The following is an 18,600-nucleotide window of genomic DNA, read 5'->3' as shown; positions in this document are numbered from 1 at the left end:
GGCTCACTCCGGGAACTTCGAGACGATGATGAACATGGCCGTGCCTGCGAGCAGCGTTACCAGCGAATAGGTATAAAGAACCAGCAGGAACGGCTGGAAAAGCATGAGAAAGCCGATCCCGATCAGTGTGGTTGCGATGTTTTCCATCGGACCGCGGCGCAGGAAGAAGGGGCGCTTAGGGCGCGAAGGGCGCGGTGTTTCGATCAGATGCGTCATTTGCGGACCGCTCCGAAGGTAATGCCACGCAAGAGCTGCTTGCGCAGGAGGATGGTGAAGACGAGGATCGGGATGAGGAAGATCGTCGTTCCCGCCGCGACTGCCGGCCAGTCCTGACCGCCCTCGCCGATGATGGTCGGAATGAAGGGTGGCGCCGTCTGAGCTTCGCCCGATGTCAGCAGGGCCGCGAAGGCGTACTCGTTCCAGGCGAAAATCAGGCAGAAGATCGCGGTGGCGGCGATGCCCGTGGTTGCCTGCGGCAGGACAACCTTCCAGAACGCCTGCAGCCGGGTATAGCCGTCGATCATTGCGGCTTCCTCGTATTCGCGCGGGATCTCGTCGATGAAGCCTTTGAGCAGCCAGACTGCGAGCGAGACGTTGACCGCAGTGTAGAGCAGGATCATGCCCAGCGCCGTATCGGAAAGGCCAAGCTCGCGGTACATGAGATAGATCGGGATGGCGACGGCAATGGGCGGCATCATGCGCGTCGACAGGATGAAGAACAGCAGGTCGTCGGCAAGCGGCACCCTGAAGCGGGAGAAGCCGTAGGCGGCGAGCGTCCCCAGAAAGACCGCCAGGAACGTCGAGCCGAAGGCGATCACCAGCGAGTTGGCGAAACGCGGCAGGAAGTTCGAGGGGCCGGCGATCACCATGTTTCGCTTGCGTGTCACCTCGTCGCAGGTGCCGGTCGGCGCGGGCAGGGAGGCAATGTATTCCGGCGTCTGGCGCGTCCTGGTCGTCAGAAGGTTGCAATAGCCTTCCAGCGTCGGCGTAAAAACGATCTTGGGAGGATAGCTGATGGAATCCGGCGGTGACTTGATGCTGGTCAGGAAAATCCAGACAAGCGGGATCAGGGTGATCAGGGCGTAGAGGATCACGATAGCGCCGGCGATGCGTTTGCTGGTCGGTCTCGGCTCTACGACCGAATGGGCTGAGGTGACGGAGCTCATCGTTGCTTCACCCTGTTGAGTGCCTTGACGTAGATGTTGGCGAGGCCGAACACGGCCACGAAGAGGACAATGGCGAAGGCAGAGGCCCGACCTGTTGCCCAGCTCTCGAAGGCCGCGCGCTTCAGCGTGATAGAGGCGACTTCGGTGGTCGAGCCCGGGCCACCGCCGGTCAAGAGCGTGACCATGTCGAACATCTTGAAGTTCTCGATGCCGCGGAAAAGCACAGCGAGCATGATGAAGGGGAGGGCCATTGGGACGGTGATCGACCAGAACTGTCGCCATGCGGAGGCGCGATCGACCTCGGCGGCCTCGTAAATGTAGTCCGGAATAGAACGCAGACCTGCAAGGCATATCAGCATCACGTAGGGGGTCCACATCCAGGTATCGACGATGATGATGGCCCAGGGTGCCAACGAGACACTGCCGAGCATCTGGATCTCGGCTGTCGGTATGCCGGTGACGAGAGAGACGGCGTAGGCGAAGAGGCCGATCTGTGGCTCGTAGAGGAAGCGCCAGAAGTTGCCGACAACGGCCGGCGACAGCATCATCGGGATCAGGATCAGCGTCGTCCAGAACGCGTGGCCGCGAAACTTGCGGTCGATGAGATAGGCGAGCGTAAAGCCAATCACCGTCTGCAGCAGGATCGTCCAGAACACGAAGTGCGCCGTTGTCTGCATCGCCTGCCAGATGTCGGGGTCGGTCAGGACGCGCTCGTAATTGCTCAATCCGACGTTCAGGACCGGCGCGTTTGGACGGTTGGCGCGATAGTTCGTGAACGAGAGATAGATAGCCCAGATGAGTGGGAAGATGTTGATGGCGAGAAGAAGGATGATGGTGGGGGCGATGAACGCCCAGGCGATCGCTCGATCGGACAGGCCGCGGACGCGGTGAGCGACCGATGCTGGCGTCGCCGTTGCGGTCGCGTCTGCTGCCTTCTCGACCATGGATGAAGAGGAAATGTTCAAGATGTCACCTGGTCTTTGCGTATGTGAGACATCAGGCGGCCCGGCAGTCTTGGCGATCCGGGCCGCCATTCTGGCAAGAAGATTGCGCGTCCAGGTGGACACTAGATCTTGCCGTCGTCCTTGAAGACTTCCGTCCAGTCCTTCACCAGGCCATCAAGCGCTTCCTGGGCGGTGCCGTTGCCGGCCACGACATAGTTGTGAACGCGCTTCTGCATATCCTGGAGGAGGGTTGCGTAGCTCGGCTCGGCCCAGAAGTCCTTGACGATAGCCATCGAGTCCAAAAACGCTTGGGCGTAGGGTTGGCTGGAGGCAAAGTCAGGCGCATTGACAACTGATTTCAGGCACGAGTAGCCACCCAGTTGCCACCATTTGGCTTGGACTTCGGGCTGGGCGAACCACTTGATGTACTGCAGAGCGGCATCCTTCTTGTCGGAATAGGAGACGACTGAGATGCCCTGTCCGCCAAGCTGAGCGAAATGCTTCTTTTCAGCAGGATTGGGGAAGAAACCTATCCTGTCGCCGCCGACCTTCTCGTCCTTGTAGAGGCCGGGCCACGTGAAGGCGAAGTTCATCTGCATCGCGACCTGGCCGGATTTGAAGGCATCGGCGGATTCGACCATGTAGACGTTCGAACTGCCGGGTGGGGTGCAGCAATCATAGAGAGCCTTGTAGAATTCCAGGCCCTTGACCGCATCCGGCGAGTTGACAAAGCCTTCCATTTCATAGGGCTTATCCGGGTTGTCGTACTGGAAGCCCCAGTCGTAGAGCACGTTCGTCACGCCCATGGTGATGCCTTCGGAGCCGCGCTCGGTATAGATCGAAGCGCCGTAGACGGTCTTGCCGTCGATCTCGCGCTTCTGGAAGAACTCGGCAATCTGCTTCAGCTCGTCGTAGGTCTTCGGGGCCGCGAGATCCCGGCCATACTTTTCCTTGAATTCCTTTTTCAGTTCCGGCTTTTCGAACCAGTCCTTGCGGTAGGTCCAGCCGACCACGTCGCCCATGGCAGGCAGCGCCCAGTAGTTCGGCGTGTTCTTCGGCCATTCCGAGTAGCCAACGACCGTCGCCGGCACGAAGTCATCCATCTTGATGCCTTCCTTGTCGAAGAAGTCGTTGAGCTTGACGTAGTGGCCGTTTTCCGCCGAGCCGCCGATCCACTGGCTGTCGCCGATGATCAGGTCGCAGAGTTTTCCGTGGGAGTTCAGTTCATTGAGGAAGCGATCCGCGTAGCTCGTCCAGGGCACGAACTCGAACTTCATTTCCGTGCCGGTCTTGGCGGTGAAATCCTTGGAAAGTTCGACAAGTGCGTTCGCCGGGTCCCAGGCCGCCCAGCAGAGCGTCAGTTGGTCAGCTTTTGCGAGATTGGGCAGCGCTGATGATATGATGAATGCCGAGGCCAGCCCGAGAAGGGCTTTCGATTTCGTTTGCATACGTTCCTCCCAGAACCAAAGGCCGGCTCCTGCCGACCGTGCAAGTTCACCCGTTTCAGAGAATGCCTACATGAACTCCTCAACCCTCATGTTTAGCAATTTGTTTAGTGATAGATATTTTTCTAAACATTGCAAGGGGCAATCGTTGCTGCGCTGCACACGAGGTATATGGCGTGCGCTCATCGTCTGCTCGTCAGGCTATGTCTGAGGCGTTGGCTCATTCCCAGGGGACGGACCTGCCGGGCATTCGCATAAACGCGATTGATCTTGGCACGGTCGATGCGAAAGCAATCCATAAGAAACGCGACCTGACCCAGGACGAGATGGCGACCGTGCTGGGAACGAGCGCGTCTGGGTATGAGAAATGGGAGCAGGGATCGAGGCAACCGTCCGGCGCCGCGCGCACCTTGCTTCGGATCATGGAGCGGGAACCTGAAGCGGTATTGCGGGCGCTGTTAGCCAAGCGTGACGCTGTCGATAGCGACCATTCTGTCTGGAAAGCTGCTCACTGAAGACTAAACAGCTTATCGGGGGCGGAGAGGCGCGCGCAGCGTTTGCCGTATCAGACGGCGGCGATCCTGCCTGCAGTCAGGCCCTGACGCTCGACACACCAGGAAAAGGTGACGGCTGTTACCGGGCCTTGGATGTCACGGAACGGATTGCGTCTACAGGATCGACGTTTAAGCGGTGAGAGGAATGGATTGATTCCGGCGCCGCGCGGTAGAAGTCACCCTTCACGGTGCCGCTATCGCCATGGCGTGTTATGCACTCAATGCCTGGATCGATGGGCGCTAGGATGACTTATACCTTCTGACTCGCTATTTTAGGCGTTTAACGCATCTTCCGCCATTGGCAGCATGCAGTTGGCGCACAGGAAGCGGCGGCCCGACAGAACATACACGAGCACCTCGAACCTCTTGGCGCCCGCTAAGCCACCGCCCCGCCCTCAAGGTGCGAAGGAAATGAAGATCACTGGGAGCAAGTCATGTGCCGAAACATAAGGACGCTGTTCAATTTCGATCCGCCCGCGACGGACCAGGAAATCCAGGACGCTGCGTTGCAGTTCGTGCGAAAGCTGAGCGGAACGACGAAACCGTCGAAACGCAATGAGGCGGCGTTCGACCGCGCGGTCGGTTCGATCGCGGCATGCGCGCGCGAGTTGCTCGATTCACTCGAGACTTCACAACCGCCGCACAACCGCGAGGAAGAAGCCGCAAAAGCGCGCGCGCGCACTCTGACCCGGTTCGCGTGATTGTGCCGACGGTCGAGCCGCGTCCAGCTGGGTTCGGAGATCGGGCCCGCTTATCTCGTTCGAGAAGAGCTGCTCGGATCTGCTCAGCTTGCTCGGGGGAGCTGAGGGATTGGGCCGGCTCCCCGTGAGAGGCGCCATTTCATCGTTACTTCTTTTCAGGCTGAGAAAGCGTCGTTGCGCAACGCGACGGTCAGCTGTCGGAAATTGGTTCTACTGGTTTGCCGTCGATGTGATGGCGCATGGAGTTTGATTGGCCCTCGCGAAATAGTGGCGTTTGGGTGGACAAGGTGGCGACGACCTGACGCAATGCGTGGCCTGCCTGGCGACATCCGCCGTCAGTCTAGCCGCCTCAAAGTGGATGGGACCATGGCAGGAGAGCCGCCCGCGCAGCCCGGGGCAAGCATTGCTCTGTCACCTCCATCGCACGGCTGCCACGCTCTGAGGCCGAGCCTGATGGCGTTCAACGAGCGGCAATGATGCAGCGCTGCCGCTGCCTGTAATGGTGCAGAAGGGGATACCGTGGCGGCGCGCGTGCCCGCATATTGGATGGCTGTCAGATGAATTTGCAACAAAACATTCGGGGTCTGCGTTTCAGGTATATCTAAAATAACCTACGGTGACCAATGCCCTACAAGCGGTACGGTTTAGAGGAGAACTCTGATAGCACATGGCGTGTCGTAGACTACCGCGAAGGAAAGGCGGCGGAAGCGAACGGAGCGGTTCTCGATCGGTTACCCCACGATACCGCTAGCAACCTTGAATTTATCCTTAACGCCCAAGAGAAGGGGATGAAGAAGAGGAAGGGGACTAGGAAGGCAAAGACCGCGCCACAGCACCCAAAGGCACGTCTCATGGCAACCGAGCGGTATAGCCGTCGCAAGAACCTGAACGTCTACTGGACGGTAGTCGATGCGACAACTGGACAGCCGCTCGTTATCGATGGGATCGTCATGGACATGCTGTCCGAAGAGGAGGCTGAGGAGTTGATCGAGCGGCTGAACCGTAATGCGAATGAAGAGGGACCCTTTAAGAGGCCCTGAGGTTGGCCCTGAATAGCAGCCATGCAATTTCCCTATAGCTCATTCTTTGGCAATCCTAGCATGGTCCTAAACACATCACGCTTCACTAGACACCGCGTGGTTTAGGCGGATGCTACAGACGTCCTTCTCGATCTTAAGCCAGCGTTCGGCTAAAGATTCATGTGCCGCTGGCAATCCCGACGCGCTTGATGGCGGTGTAACGCGGCGACACCCGGTTCAGCCTAAGGGCACGTAATCCCGCCCGCTATCGATCAGCTCGGGGCGGCCATCGAGGGAGAGCTCGGCGATGCGTGGCATGGAGCGGGCGATGACCTTGCCGCGGCGGATGACGCCAAGCCGCGTCGGCTTTAGCCGCAGCGCCTCAAGCGGGTCAGCAGCCTGCAGGATTACAAAGTCGGCGTTGCACCCCTTCTCAAGGCCGTAGCCTTCGAGGCCCATTGTCTTAGCCGAATTGACGGTGATGGCATCGAAGATCTTCTTCTTGTCTTCGAGCCCGGCCATCTGCGCCACATGGATCGCCATGTGGCCGACTTCCAGCATGTCGCCCGACCCCATCGAATACCAGGGGTCCATGACGCAGTCGTGGCCGAAAGAGACGTTGAGGCCGGCATCCATCAGCTCGCGCACGCGGGTGAGGCCGCGCCGCTTCGGATAGCTGTCATGCCGGCCCTGCAGCATGATGTTGATCAGCGGGTTGGGGATGACGTTGATCTTCGCCTCGGCCATCAGGGGGATTAGCTTCGAGACGTAGTAGTTGTCCATTGAATGCATCGAGGTAAGATGGGAGCCGGCGACGCGGCCCTGCAGGCCAAAACGCACCGTCTGGGCGGCCAGCACCTCAATGTGCCGCGACATGGGGTCGTCGGTCTCGTCGCAATGCATGTCGACTGGCAGGCCGCGATCGGCGGCGATCCTGCAGAGCGCTTCCACCGAGGCACGTCCGTCGTCCATCGTCCGTTCGAAATGCGGGATCCCGCCGACGATGTCGATGCCCATGTCGAGCGCGCGGTTGAGCGACGCAACGCCGTTTTCGGAGCGGTAGTAGCCATCCTGCGGGAAGGCGACGAGCTGCAGATCGATATAGGGCTTCACCTTCTCACGGACCTCGATCATCGCCTCGACCGTCACCAGGCGCGGATCAGACGTATCGACATGACTGCGGATGAACAGCAGGCCTTGGCTGACGGCAAGGTCGCAATAGCGCAGGGCTCGCTCGACCAACGCCTCCTTCGTCAAGAGCGGCCGAAGCTCACCCCAGAGCGAGATGCCCTCCAGGAGCGTGCCGGAGACATTCATTCGCGGCAGGCCGAGCGACAGTGTCGCGTCCATATGGAAATGAGGATCGACGAAGGGCGGCGTTACCAGCCGGCCGGTCGCATCTATTTCCGTTCTCGCAAGGGCGCCAATCTGGGGTTCGACGGCGGCAATCTTTGTTCCCTCTACGGCGATGTCGACGCCGGTGCGGCCGTCGGGAAGGTTGGCGTTTCGGATGATCAGGTCGAACATGGGATCTCCTCGTTATCGTTCGCCACGGCGATAGGATTGCATCAGCGCCTGTGGCACGCGGGCGCGCCGCGCCATGGCGGCGAGCGCCGCGATCGAAAGTACATAGGGGGTCATCAGAAAAATCTGGTATGGTATGCCCTGCACCACAGTCTGCAAGCGCAGCTGGAAGGCGTCGAAGAAGGCGAAGAGCAAAGCCCCGAACAGGGCACGCCCCGGCCTCCACGATGAAAAGACGACAAGCGCGATGCAGATCCAGCCGCGCCCCTGTACCATCGTCGGGAAGAAGCTGTTGAAGGCTGAAAGCGTGAGGAAGGCACCGCCCATGCCCATCAGCGCACTGCCGACGATCACCGCGCCATAGCGTATCCGCATCGGATTGACGCCCTGCGCTTCTGCCGCATGCGGGTTCTCGCCGGTCATGCGGATCGCAAGGCCCAGCGGTGTGTGGAAGACGACATAGGCAAGCAGCAGCGCCATGACGATGGCAAGATAGGTTGGCGCCGTCTGCGTGAAGAAGGCGGGGCCAACGAAGGGAAGAGTGGATAGGACGGGTATGTTGATCGGCTGAAAGGGCACAATCGTCGGCGGCGTGCCCGCGACCGGCACGATCAGGCGGAAGAGATAGTAGCTGAAGCTCGATGCGAACAGTGTCACGCCCAGACCCGAGACGTGCTGTGAAAGGCCGAGCGTGACCGTCAGGGCGGAATGCAACAGGCCAAATACCATGCCTGCGATGGCCGCCACCAGAAGACCGGTCCAGAGATCGGCCCCGTGATAGACTGCTAGCCATCCGATCATCGCGCCAAAGGTCATGATGCCCTCGATGCCGAGGTTGAGCACCCCGGCGCGTTCGCAAAGCAGCGCGCCCAAGGTGCCGAATACCAAAGGTGTCGCGATCCGCAGGATCGCCGCCCAGAGGCCGGCCGAGGTGAGGATGTCGACGATCGCGTTCATCGGCGGATCCTGTATTGGGTGAAAAACAGCGCCACCAGCATGGTGAGCAGTGACAGCGCCACCGTTACATCGGCGATATAGGTCGGGATGCCGAGGCTGCGGCTCATGCCGTCCGCGCCGACGAACATGGTGGCGGTGAAGAGTGCCGTGAGCACGACACCGAGCGGGTTGAGATTGGCGAGCATGGCGACGACAATGCCGGAATAGCCGAAGCCGGGGGACAGATCAGTGGTGACGTAGCCTTTGACGCCCATGACCTCGATCGCGCCGGCGAGGCCGGCAAGCCCGCCGGAAAGGCAGGCCACTTTGACCAGCGTGAGCGCCAGGGGCACGCCCGCGAACACGGCACCTTGGGGATTGAGGCCGGCAGCGCGCGACTGCATGCCGAAGACTGTCCTCGCCTGCAGGAAATGAACGATGACAGCAAGCACGATCGCGATCGCGAAGCCGATATGCAGTCGCGAGCGGGCGATCAGCTTGGGCAGCATGGCGTGGTCGACGACGGATTGGGACTGCGGCCAGCCGAAGGCCATCGGGTCCTTCAGCACGCCATTAATCAGCATCGAGACGAAAAGCAGCGCGATGAAGTTCATGAGCAGGCTGGTCACCACTTCATCGACCGAGAAGCGGAGCCTGAGCCAGAGCGGGATCAGGATCAGCACCATGCCGGCGACCGCGCCGATCACCAGCAGGACCGGAATGAGGATGGGGCCGGGAAGGGCCGCCAGCAGTTTCGAGCCGCACGCGGCAACCGCGATCGCGCCGATATAGAACTGGCCCTCCGCGCCGATATTCCAGAGCCTCGCCCGGAATGCGACGGCGGCGGCAAGCCCGGTGAGAATTAGCGGTGTCGCCCGGGTTAGGGTCTCAGTCGCCGAGAGACGCGAGCCGAACGCGCCGGTGAGGATGCGCCGATAGGCTTCGAAGACCGGCCCGCCGGCAATGGAGATCAGGATGCCAGAAAGCGCGAGTGCCGCGGCGACGGCGATGATCGGCGTGCCGACAAGAAGGTAGAACGGCCGATGCTCGCGACGCTCAAATCGCATCTTCGGCCTCCCCTGTCGTATCGCTCCAGTCGCCCGCCATCATCAGGCCAAGCCGGCGCGCATCGACATGTTGCGCATCGACCGGCGGAGAAAGCCGACCGCCGACGATGGCCTGGATGCGGTCCGCAAGCGCGATCACCTCATCGAGATCCTCGGAGATCAAAAGCACGGCCGTACCCTGGCGGCGGGCTTTAAGGATTCGCGTGTGGACCGCGGCGACCGCGCCCTCGTCGAGGCCGCGCGCCGGCTGCGCTGCGATCAATATGCGCGGGCGCTGGTGAAGATTGCGGCCGAGGATGAGCTTCTGCATGTTGCCGCCGGAAAGAAGCCGGGTGCGGTTCTGCGGATTGCCGCCGCGCACGTCGAATGCGTCGATAATCTCGCGGGCGAAGGCGATGCCTGCCTTGCGGTCCACCAGTCCACGGCTGGAAAAGGTGGAAAGGCGTTCGAGCACGGTATTCTCCCAGATCGCCATTTCGCCTATCGCGCCTTCCCTGTTTCGGTCCTCGGGAATGCGGCCGATATGCGCCGCCACGATATCGGCGACAACGAGATTGCCGACGGGTTGGCCAAACAGGATGAGATCGCCGGCCGTGCGCGACTGCGTGCCGGACAGCAGCGCGGCCAAAGCCGCCTGGCCATTGCCGGAGACGCCGATGATGCCGAGCACCTCACCTTCCCGGAGACGGAAGCTTGTATTCTTCAGTCTGTCGACGCCGCCGATCCTAACCGAGATGCCAGCGGCTTCCAGTACGACGGCGCCCGGCGTCGAAGGCTCACGCACCGGCCGGCTGACCCGGCGGCCGACCATCAGTTCGGCAAGTTCCGCCTTGCTGGTTTCTGAGGCGCGGCGCTCGGCCACCATCTTGCCGCCGCGCAGCACGACGATGCGGTCGGCTGCCGCCATGACCTCGTCCAGCTTGTGGGATATGAAGATCACCGACAGACCATGCCGTGCCATTTCCTTGAGTGTCGAAAACAGCCGCTCCGCCTCGATATTGGTCAGGACCGCGGTCGGCTCGTCGAGGATCAGGATGCGGGCGTCGTTGAAGAGCGCTTTCAGGATTTCGACGCGCTGCTGCTCGCCGACCGAGAGATCGCCAAGGCGCGCGTCCGGAGAGACCTTGAGGCCGAAGCGGTCGGAAATTGCGAGCAGCTTCTTGCGTGCAGCGCTTGTTTCGGAGCGCCACGCCCAGAGCTTTTGCGTGCCGGTCATGATGTTTTCGAGCACCGTCAGATTCGGCGCCAGCGAGAAATGCTGGTGAACCATGCCGACGCCGGCGCGGATCGCTTCCCGGGGCTTGCCGGGCGGCAGTTCGCGGCCATGGATGAGAATGTGCCCGGCATCCGCGACGTAATGGCCGAAGAGAATACTCATCAGCGTCGTCTTGCCGGCACCGTTCTCGCCTAGAAGCGCCACAATCTCGCCCTCGTTGAGCAAAAGCGAAATATCATCATTGGCGAGGTTGTCGCCGAAGCGCTTGGAAACGCCGGAAATTTCCAGCACCGGCGTCATGCTGCAAAATCCGCAATCGGGAAGCGATGCTGCCAGCGTTCTTCAGCTTCGAGGCACGTAGCAAGCGAGAGCAATAGCGGTTCACGGCCGATCGGCGCCATGAGTTGAATTGGCAGGGGCAGGCCGGCGGCGTCTGTTCCGAATGGAAGGGTCAAGGCAGGAAACCCCGAGACATTGGCGAGTGACGCAAGCGGCGCGAAGGCCGTCATGCGTTCGAAATGCTGCTTCATGTCGCCATGATCGGACGGAAACGAGCCGATCGCAAGCGGCGCCGAGGACAGCATTGGCGATAGGATGCAATCGACCGTTTCGAACAGCATCCACATATGATGGCTGACGAGGACTGCCTCGTTCAGCGATGCCCAGAGCGCGGTCGCGGGCATGGCCCGCCATAGGCGGCGACCGCCTGCGTCATGGGTTCGGCCATGCCGATGTCGAGATTAAGGTCTTCGACGAACCTGGCCAGGTTGACGGCGACGATATCCGAGAAGGCACGCGCGCTCGCTTCCACCGTGGTCTCGATATCGCTCCAGTCGAGCCGAACGATCCGGTGACCTTCCTTCTCAAGGGTGATAGCCACGGCCTCGACAGCTTCGAGCCGGTCGGCCCCGGTCGGCCAGCGCGCGCCGGTATCCGCGAGGAGGCCGATCCTGAGCGGGCGGTGTCGGTGCGCATGCATGCCGACGTCGGGAAAGGGGCCGCGGGCATTGCCGCTCAATGATTCCAGGGCGCGTGCTGTATCCCGCGCCGAGCGTGTGACGACGAGTTCGCTGGCGATGCCGCCCAGATGATTGCCGAAAGAGGGACCGGCCGGCATGGCACCGCGGCTGGGTTTTAGCCCGACAAGGCCGCAACAGGCGGCCGGAACCCGGATTGAGCCACCAGCGTCCGTGGCGTGTGCAATCGCGACGATGCCGGCCGCGACGGCTGCGGCCGCACCACCCGAGGAACCTCCGGCGGTGCGGGTCGGGTCATTCGGATTTCGGCAGATGGGGCCGATCGCCGGTTCGCTTGCCAGCGACAAGCCAAATTCGGGGCTGGTCGTCAGGCCGAACATGCAAAAGCCCGCGGCGCGGAACCGGGCCGCAAGCTCGGAGTCGGCCTTCCCGCCCCGCCGCTGGAAAAGGCGCGATCCGCCTGTCACCGGCAGACCGGCGAACGGGCCACCAAGATCCTTCGCCAGCGTCGGCACACCGCCGAACGGTCGAGCGGAAAAGCGCCGGGGCGCAGCCAAACGTTCGTCGTCGGCTGCACGGGCCGCGGCCATCCCCATCTCCTCATCGAGATGGGCAATCGCGCCCAGGCCGGAACGCCGCGCGGCGGCGGCGAGGGAAGACTGCATCGCTTCCGCTGCAGTCAACTGTCCGAAACGGATCATCTCCGCCACGTCGGTGGCGTCTGCTGGCGGCTTGCGGGGCATGATCGAGCCGAATTACTTCGGCTGTTCCATGTTCTGCGGCACCTCGAACTTTCCAGCCTTGATGTCGGCGCGCTTGGCTTCCATCGCCGCTTCCGCCTCTGCCGGCGCCACTCCCTTCACGAAGACGATGTCGCTGCCACCTTCCTTCATCAGGCCATAGGCTGTGTAGTTTCGGCCGACGGGCTTGCCGGCCGCAACGTCGGCGATCGCCGCGTTAAGGATCGGCCGGAAGCCCCAGAGCGCGTTGGCGAAGACGGTGTCGGGGTAGCGCGGCGTATAGTCGATCAGTGAACCGACGGCCTTGATCTTGCGCTCCTTGGCGGCGTCGGCAGTGCCGATGCGTTCGCCGAACAGGATGTCAGCGCCGGCGTCGATCTGGGCTAGGCCTGCTTCGCGTGCCTTCGGCGGGTCGAAGAAGGTGCCAATGAAAGCGACGAGGTGCTTACAGTCGGGATTGACGGACTTGACGCCCTCCGCGAAGGCATTGATCAGCATGTTGACTTCTGGGATCGGCATGGCGCCGACGGAGCCCACGACGTTGGACTTGGTCATCTTGCCCGCCAGCATCCCGGCGAGATAGGCACCGTCATAGTTCCAGGTGCCGAACACGCCAAAATTGCTGCCTTCCTCCTTGCCGCTTGATCCCAGCACGAAGGCGGTATCGGGGTAGTCGGCCGCCACCTGTCGGGCTTCCTTCTCGACCGCATAGGCCTCGCCGATGATCAGTTTGTTGCCCTGCTCGGCATATTCGCGCATGGCGCGCGGATAGTCGGTGCCAGAGACGCCTTCTGAGAACACATATTCGATTACGCCTTCCTTGGCAGCGTCCTGCAAGGCCTTGTGAAGACAGGAATTCCAGGCATTCTCGACGGGCGATGCATGGATGCCGGCCACTTTCAGCGGTGCGGCTGCGCGTGCCAGCGGCGCCAGGCCGCTCACGCCAAGGGCAATGCCCGAAGCGATAATCGCACGACGCGACATAAGCAGATCTTTGGTCATGATTGTTCCCCTTTTTTTACCATTTGGTTCAAAACCATATGGAGGGGCTAAAAAAGTGTCAAGCGATCGCCGGGTTCAGAAAATGTGCATCGCTGCCTTGCCGGGCGGTCGTGACGTTAGCCCGAATTGCCAGTGCTTCCGGGCAGGGGCAGGCCGGCTTCGTCATGGCCGACAACCATAGCCAATCTCAATCGAGTGTGACCATGTATGCTGGCACTTGCTCTTCGAAGAATTTCGAGAACGATGCGATGCGCGGTGGCAGTGCCTGGTAGGGCGGGTAGTAGAGCGTGAGCCATAGGTCTGGCGGAGACCACTCCTTCAGGACACGGATGAGCTTGCCGGTTTGCAGATGTTCCGCCACGTGAAAACCAGGCAGCATTGCAACGCCAAGTCCATCTGCTGCCATGTCGGAAAGGACTTCACCGCTATTGGCGCTGAAGGCGCGGCCAGCCGATACTGTTACGCTGCCCCCACCATCGGACAGAATCCAGTTTTCGCGACGGCTCTCACCACTGTAGGCCAGGCAGTCGTCGGGCGTCAGTTCACTTGGATGCTCCATACCGGCGAACCGGCTTCCAGGCGCTGCTACAAGGATGCGCCGCACGACAGCGATTTTACGCCAGATCGTGAACTTGTCGGATGGTGCGGACGATATCCGGATTGCGAGATCGTAGTCGTCGTCAACGATGTTCACGAGGCCATCGGACAATGAGATCTCGAAGCACATTTTTGGATAGAGCTCGCGGAAGCCAGAAAGGATGGGGGGAAGGACGGTTTTGCCGAGCCATGTCGGCGCGCTGATCCTGAGGCGTCCCTGATCCGCCTTGTGCGCGTTTATCACGTCCCGCCGGGCGTTTTCGAGCGCCGTGACTGCCGGCTGGATCTGTGCGGCGAAAACGGCACCGTCAGTCGTCAAGGATACCTGCCGGGTCGTGCGAACGAACAGCTGGACGCCGAGATCGTTTTCCAGGGCAGCTATGGCGCGCGTTACCGCGGCCGGCGTCATGTCGAGTTCGCGTGCCACCTGCGCGAAGTTCCGCTTTTCTGCGGCGAGGAGAAAAGTTTTGAGTACCTTGTAATCGTTCATCGATATTATTTCAAAAATCGCAATTCATTCGATATTAATATTGCAATTCCGAGGCGCAATCAATCCAGCTAAACCTTCTCCATCGACACAAACAAGCGCCAACGCAGAAGGGGACGGCCATGATCAAGGATATCAAGGGACTGCATCACATCACCTCCATGGCGTCGGATGCCCGGCAGAACAATAAATTTTTTACCGATACGCTGGGGTTGCGCCGGGTCAAGAAGACGGTCAATTTCGACGAGCCGAGCATCTATCATCTCTACTACGGCGACGAGAGCGGCACCGCCGGCACCGTAATGACGTACTTCCCTTTTCCGCACATGATGCGGGGCCGGCGGGGCGTCGGCGAGGTTGGCGAAACCCAGTTCTCGATCCCAAAGGGCTCGCTATCGTTCTGGAAGGATCGGTTCGTCGCCAACGATGTCGGCGGTATGCAAACCGATACGGTGTTCGGCGCTAACCGTCTACGCTTCGATGGGCCCGATGGAGACGCGTTCGCGCTGATTGAGACGGCGAACGATGCTCGTACGCCCTGGACCGGAGCGGGCGTACCGGAGGATGCAGCGATCCGTGGCTTTGCCGGCGCAGGTCTCAACCTGCATGACACGGCCGCAACCGAAGAGCTCTTGGGCTTCATGGGCTATCAGCGCACAGAGACCGAAGGTGATGTCACGCGTTTCGTCATCCCTGGCGGAAATGGTGCCGATACGATTCACCTCGCCACCCTTCCGCAGACGCCTTTCGCCCGGCAGGGCGCAGGCTCGGTGCATCATATCGCGTTCGCCGTCGACAACCGCGAAAAACAGCTGGAAGTGCGCAAGGCACTCATCGACACCGGCTATCAGGTCACACCGGTCATCGACCGCGATTACTTCTTTGCGATTTACTTCCGCACGCCTGGCGGAGTGCTGTTCGAAATCGCAACGAACGAACCGGGCTTTAGCCGCGACGAGGATACGACACATCTCGGCGAGGTCCTGAAGCTGCCTGCGCGTTACGAACCGCTGCGGGACCGGATCGAAGCAGGCCTCGCTCCACTGGCAGCCTAGCGGAGCCGCTCACGCACACTGCCACGGGGGCCGCCCTCCACTTTCATTTTCTTGCCCCTTAGACGGACGCCCGCAACGCCGAGGTCGCATCGGGCGAGACTGTTCTTCCCAGCCCGCCGCACAAGCGGCATCAACTCACGAAGGAGAAACCCAATGTCCAGCAAACTCGAAGTCCTCACCCCGCAAAACAGCCAGCTCATCTTCATCGACCAGCAGCCGCAAATGGCCTTCGGCGTCCAGTCGATCGACCGGCAGACCCTGAAGAACAACGTCGTCGGCCTCGCCAAGGCCGCCAGGATCTTCAACATCCCGACCACGATCACGACGGTCGAAACGGATAGCTTCTCGGGCAACACCTTTCCCGAACTGCTTGGCGTCTTCCCGGAAAACGACATTCTGGAGCGCACCTCGATGAACTCGTGGGACGACCAGAATGTCCGCGACGCACTTGCCAAGAACGCCGCAAACGGCCGAAAGAAGGTCGTCGTCTCGGGATTGTGGACCGAGGTATGCAACACGACGTTCGCCATCTCCTGCATGCGGGATACAGACTACGAGATTTACATGGTTGCGGATGCATCGGGCGGCACGTCCCTGGATGCACACAAGTATGCGATGGACCGCATGGTGCAGGCAGGCGTCGTTCCGGTCACCTGGCAGCAGGTCATGCTCGAGTGGCAGCGCGACTGGTCCCGCAAGGAAACCTATGATGCTGTCACTTCCCTGGTGAAGGAGCATTCCGGCGCCTACGGCATGGGCATCGATTACGCCGTCACCCATGTCCACCAGGGAGCCGAACGCGTCAAGCACGGCAAGCGGATTGGCCCGAATCCCGCTAAGTAACTACTTCCATTCCCTCCGGCGGGACGCATCCTGCCGGAGCGGCTTCCTTCATCAAGCGAGGATCCCATGAGAGTCTATCTTCTGTCTTTGGCTGCCGGTCTTTTGGTTGGCGTTATTTACAGCCTGCTCAATGTTCGTTCGCCCGCCCCACCTGTCGTTGCCCTGATCGGCCTGCTCGGCATCCTTGTCGGCGAGCAACTGGTGCCACTGGCAAAAAGCGTCTGGGCGCGCGACCCCGCTGCCGTCTCCTGGCTCAATCAGGTCAAGCCACACATGTTCGGCCATCTTCCCAAGGGCAATGGCGGCGCCACCCGTCAGAGCGACGATGGAAAGCTTAGCTGATGCCGACGCGACGCAAATTTCTCGGCGGCGCTTCGGCGCTCGCCTTTCCCAATCTGTTCTCGAGCACCGCTTCGGCTGCCGCCCAAACTGGAGGGTCTTCCATGTTCGCTGATCTGATCTTGCACCGCGGTCTGTTCACCACGCTTGACCGGTCCAACCCGACCGCCAGCGCCGTTGCCATCAAAGACGGCAAATTCCTCGCCGTCGGTGATGATCAGGAGATCATGGCTTTGAAAGGCCCCGAGACGAAGGTCGTCGACCTGAAGGGCAAGCGCGTTCTCCCCGGCCTGATCGACAACCATACTCACGTCATCCGTGGCGGCCTGAACTTTAACATGGAACTGCGATGGGACGGCGTTCGCTCGTTGGCGGATGCCATGGATATGCTCAAGCGCCAGGTGGCGATCACGCCAGCCCCGCAATGGGTGCGCGTGGTTGGCGGCTTTACCGAGCATCAGTTTGCGGAAAAGCGCCTGCCGACGATCGAAGAAATCAACGCGATCGCGCCGGATACGCCCGTCTTCCTGCTCCACCTTTATGATCGCGCGCTTCTGAATGGCGCTGCCGTTCGGGCGGTCGGGTACACCAAGGACACGCCCAACCCGCCGGGCGGCGAGATCATGCGCGACACAGCCGGCAATCCGACCGGCCTGCTGCTTGCCAAGCCGAACGCCGGCATCCTCTATTCCACGCTCGCCAAGGGACCGAAGCTGCCTCTCGAGTATCAGGTCAACTCGACCCGCCATTTCATGCGCGAACTCAACCGTCTCGGTGTCACGGGCGTGATCGATGCCGGCGGTGGTTTCCAGAACTATCCGGATGATTATGCCGTCATCCAGAAGCTGGCCGACGAGAACCAGATGACGGTGCGGCTTGCCTACAACCTTTTCACCCAGAAGCCGAAAGGCGAGAAGGAAGACTTTCTCAACTGGACGAGCTCGGTCAAATACAAGCAGGGCAATGACTACTTCCGACACAACGGCGCCGGCGAAATGCTGGTCTTTTCCGCTGCCGACTTCGAGGATTTCCGCCAGCCGCGTCCGGATATGCCACCGGAAATGGAAGGAGAAATGGAAGAGGTGGTTCGGATCCTTGCCGAGAACCGCTGGCCGTGGCGGCTGCATGCCACCTATGACGAAACCATCTCGCGCGCCCTCGATGTGTTCGAAAAGGTCAACCAGGATATCCCGCTCGAAGGCCTGAACTGGTTCTTCGACCACGCCGAAACGATCTCCGACCGCTCGATCGATCGCATTGCGGCGCTTGGCGGCGGCATCGCAGTCCAGCATCGCATGGCCTATCAGGGGGAATATTTCGTCGAGCGCTATGGTCTGGGAGCTGCGGAAGCCACGCCGCCGGTCGCCAAGATGCTGGAAAAGGGCGTCAAGGTCTCTGCCGGCACCGACGCGACCCGCGTCGCCTCCTACAATCCATGGGTCTCTCTCGCCTGGATGATTACCGGCAAGACCGTCGGCGGCATGAACCTGTACCCTCGTGCCAATTGCCTGGATCGCGAGACCGCTCTGCGGATGTGGACGGAAAACGTGACCTGGTTCTCCAACGAGGAAGGCAAGAAGGGCCGCATCGAAAAGGGTCAATTCGCCGATCTCGTCGTGCCGGACAAGGATTTCTTCGCCTGTGCGGAGGACGAGATTTCCTTCCTCACATCCGATCTTACCATGGTCGGCGGCAAGATCGTCTATGGGGCAGGTGACTTCGCAACGTACGACGAAAGCGATGTGCCCCCCGCAATGCCTGATTGGTCTCCGGTGCGTGCATTCGGCGGCTATGCTGCCTGGGGTGATCCGGAAGGGGCCGGCAAGCGCTCGCTTCGCCGCACGGCAATTTCCACATGCGGCTGCGCCAACGACTGCAACGTCCACGGCCACGACCATGCCGGAGCTTGGACGTCGAAGCTGCCGATTGCCGATCTCAAGGGCTTCTTCGGTGCGCTCGGCTGTGCCTGCTGGGCTGTGTGAGGAGAG

17 protein-coding genes and 1 pseudogene are annotated in these 18,600 nt (G+C 61.0%); 7 read left to right on the top strand and 11 right to left on the bottom strand.

Going from position 1 to position 18,600, the window contains the following annotated elements:
- Positions 1-3 precede the first annotated feature (3 nt).
- The 4 genes from BSG20_RS16490 to BSG20_RS16475 form a co-directional block, all read right to left on the bottom strand.
- Positions 4-216, bottom strand: coding sequence for a hypothetical protein (locus BSG20_RS16490; protein WP_072378661.1), 213 nt, complete (start codon positions 214-216; stop codon positions 4-6).
- A complete protein-coding gene (locus BSG20_RS16485; RefSeq protein WP_072378659.1) occupies positions 213-1,166 on the bottom strand; it encodes a carbohydrate ABC transporter permease in 954 nt (317 codons plus the stop codon). The genes BSG20_RS16490 and BSG20_RS16485 overlap by 4 nt, the downstream gene beginning before the upstream one ends.
- Positions 1,163-2,131, bottom strand: a complete 969-nt coding sequence (locus BSG20_RS16480) for a carbohydrate ABC transporter permease (protein WP_177309849.1) — start codon at positions 2,129-2,131, stop codon at positions 1,163-1,165. The genes BSG20_RS16485 and BSG20_RS16480 overlap by 4 nt, the downstream gene beginning before the upstream one ends.
- A 101-nt stretch (positions 2,132-2,232) precedes the next feature.
- Positions 2,233-3,558, bottom strand: coding sequence for an ABC transporter substrate-binding protein (locus tag BSG20_RS16475; protein ID WP_037120432.1), 1,326 nt, complete (start codon positions 3,556-3,558; stop codon positions 2,233-2,235).
- A gap of 212 nt (positions 3,559-3,770) precedes the next feature.
- On the opposite strand from BSG20_RS16475, the gene BSG20_RS16470 reads away from it, so the two are divergent.
- The 3 genes from BSG20_RS16470 (at position 3,771) to BSG20_RS38640 (ending at position 5,850) form a co-directional block, all read left to right on the top strand.
- Complete coding sequence (locus BSG20_RS16470) at positions 3,771-4,070, top strand: helix-turn-helix domain-containing protein (RefSeq protein ID WP_244551811.1); 300 nt, start codon at positions 3,771-3,773, stop codon at positions 4,068-4,070.
- Positions 4,071-4,543: 473 nt separating this feature from the next.
- Positions 4,544-4,810 carry a DUF2277 domain-containing protein gene (locus tag BSG20_RS16465; RefSeq protein WP_072378652.1) on the top strand — a complete coding sequence of 89 codons (267 nt, stop codon included), beginning with the start codon at positions 4,544-4,546 and terminating at the stop codon, positions 4,808-4,810.
- Between the two features lie 623 nt (positions 4,811-5,433).
- The gene (locus tag BSG20_RS38640) at positions 5,434-5,850 is read left to right on the top strand and encodes a hypothetical protein (protein ID WP_306372246.1); all 417 of its coding nucleotides are present in this window, start codon (positions 5,434-5,436) and stop codon (positions 5,848-5,850) included.
- A 216-nt stretch (positions 5,851-6,066) separates the two neighbouring features.
- On the opposite strand, the gene BSG20_RS16455 is transcribed toward BSG20_RS38640, so the two are convergent.
- From BSG20_RS16455 to BSG20_RS16425, 7 genes and pseudogenes are all read right to left on the bottom strand, one after another.
- Positions 6,067-7,356, bottom strand: coding sequence for an amidohydrolase family protein (locus tag BSG20_RS16455; RefSeq protein ID WP_072378650.1), 1,290 nt, complete (start codon positions 7,354-7,356; stop codon positions 6,067-6,069).
- Between the two features lie 12 nt (positions 7,357-7,368).
- Entirely contained in the window at positions 7,369-8,310 is a 942-nt protein-coding gene (locus BSG20_RS16450; RefSeq protein ID WP_072378648.1) for an ABC transporter permease, read from the bottom strand.
- The gene (locus BSG20_RS16445; protein WP_072378646.1) at positions 8,307-9,356 is read right to left on the bottom strand and encodes an ABC transporter permease; all 1,050 of its coding nucleotides are present in this window, start codon (positions 9,354-9,356) and stop codon (positions 8,307-8,309) included. Before BSG20_RS16445 ends, BSG20_RS16450 begins: the two co-directional genes overlap by 4 nt.
- On the bottom strand, positions 9,346-10,872 hold the full coding sequence (locus BSG20_RS16440; RefSeq protein WP_072378644.1) for an ABC transporter ATP-binding protein: 1,527 nt from the start codon (positions 10,870-10,872) through the stop codon (positions 9,346-9,348). The genes BSG20_RS16445 and BSG20_RS16440 overlap by 11 nt, the downstream gene beginning before the upstream one ends.
- A pseudogene (locus BSG20_RS16435) lies at positions 10,869-12,292 on the bottom strand (amidase). The gene BSG20_RS16440 and the pseudogene BSG20_RS16435 overlap by 4 nt, the downstream one beginning before the upstream one ends.
- Positions 12,293-12,304: 12 nt before the next feature.
- Positions 12,305-13,291 (bottom strand): BMP family protein, encoded by a 987-nt coding sequence (locus tag BSG20_RS16430; RefSeq protein WP_072378642.1) that lies wholly within the window; start codon positions 13,289-13,291, stop codon positions 12,305-12,307.
- 187 nt (positions 13,292-13,478) lie between these two features.
- On the bottom strand, positions 13,479-14,378 hold the full coding sequence (locus BSG20_RS16425) for a LysR family transcriptional regulator (RefSeq protein WP_072378640.1): 900 nt from the start codon (positions 14,376-14,378) through the stop codon (positions 13,479-13,481).
- A gap of 119 nt (positions 14,379-14,497) precedes the next feature.
- Between BSG20_RS16425 and BSG20_RS16420 the strand changes: the two genes are divergently transcribed.
- The 4 genes from BSG20_RS16420 (at position 14,498) to BSG20_RS16405 (ending at position 18,594) form a co-directional block, all read left to right on the top strand.
- Positions 14,498-15,430, top strand: a complete 933-nt coding sequence (locus BSG20_RS16420) for a VOC family protein (protein WP_072378638.1) — start codon at positions 14,498-14,500, stop codon at positions 15,428-15,430.
- A gap of 153 nt (positions 15,431-15,583) precedes the next feature.
- Positions 15,584-16,273: a hydrolase gene (locus BSG20_RS16415; protein WP_072378636.1), complete on the top strand. Its 690-nt coding sequence runs from the start codon at positions 15,584-15,586 to the stop codon at positions 16,271-16,273.
- 66 nt (positions 16,274-16,339) lie between these two features.
- The gene (locus BSG20_RS16410; protein ID WP_072378634.1) at positions 16,340-16,615 is read left to right on the top strand and encodes a XapX domain-containing protein; all 276 of its coding nucleotides are present in this window, start codon (positions 16,340-16,342) and stop codon (positions 16,613-16,615) included.
- Complete coding sequence (locus BSG20_RS16405; RefSeq protein WP_072378632.1) at positions 16,615-18,594, top strand: amidohydrolase; 1,980 nt, start codon at positions 16,615-16,617, stop codon at positions 18,592-18,594. The genes BSG20_RS16410 and BSG20_RS16405 overlap by 1 nt, the downstream gene beginning before the upstream one ends.
- Positions 18,595-18,600 lie beyond the last annotated feature (6 nt).

Origin of the sequence: Rhizobium tibeticum, assembly GCF_900110205.1 — a bacterium.
Classification (GTDB): Bacteria; Pseudomonadota; Alphaproteobacteria; order Rhizobiales; family Rhizobiaceae; genus Rhizobium; species Rhizobium tibeticum.
This window is presented reverse-complemented; position numbering and strand designations above follow the sequence as displayed.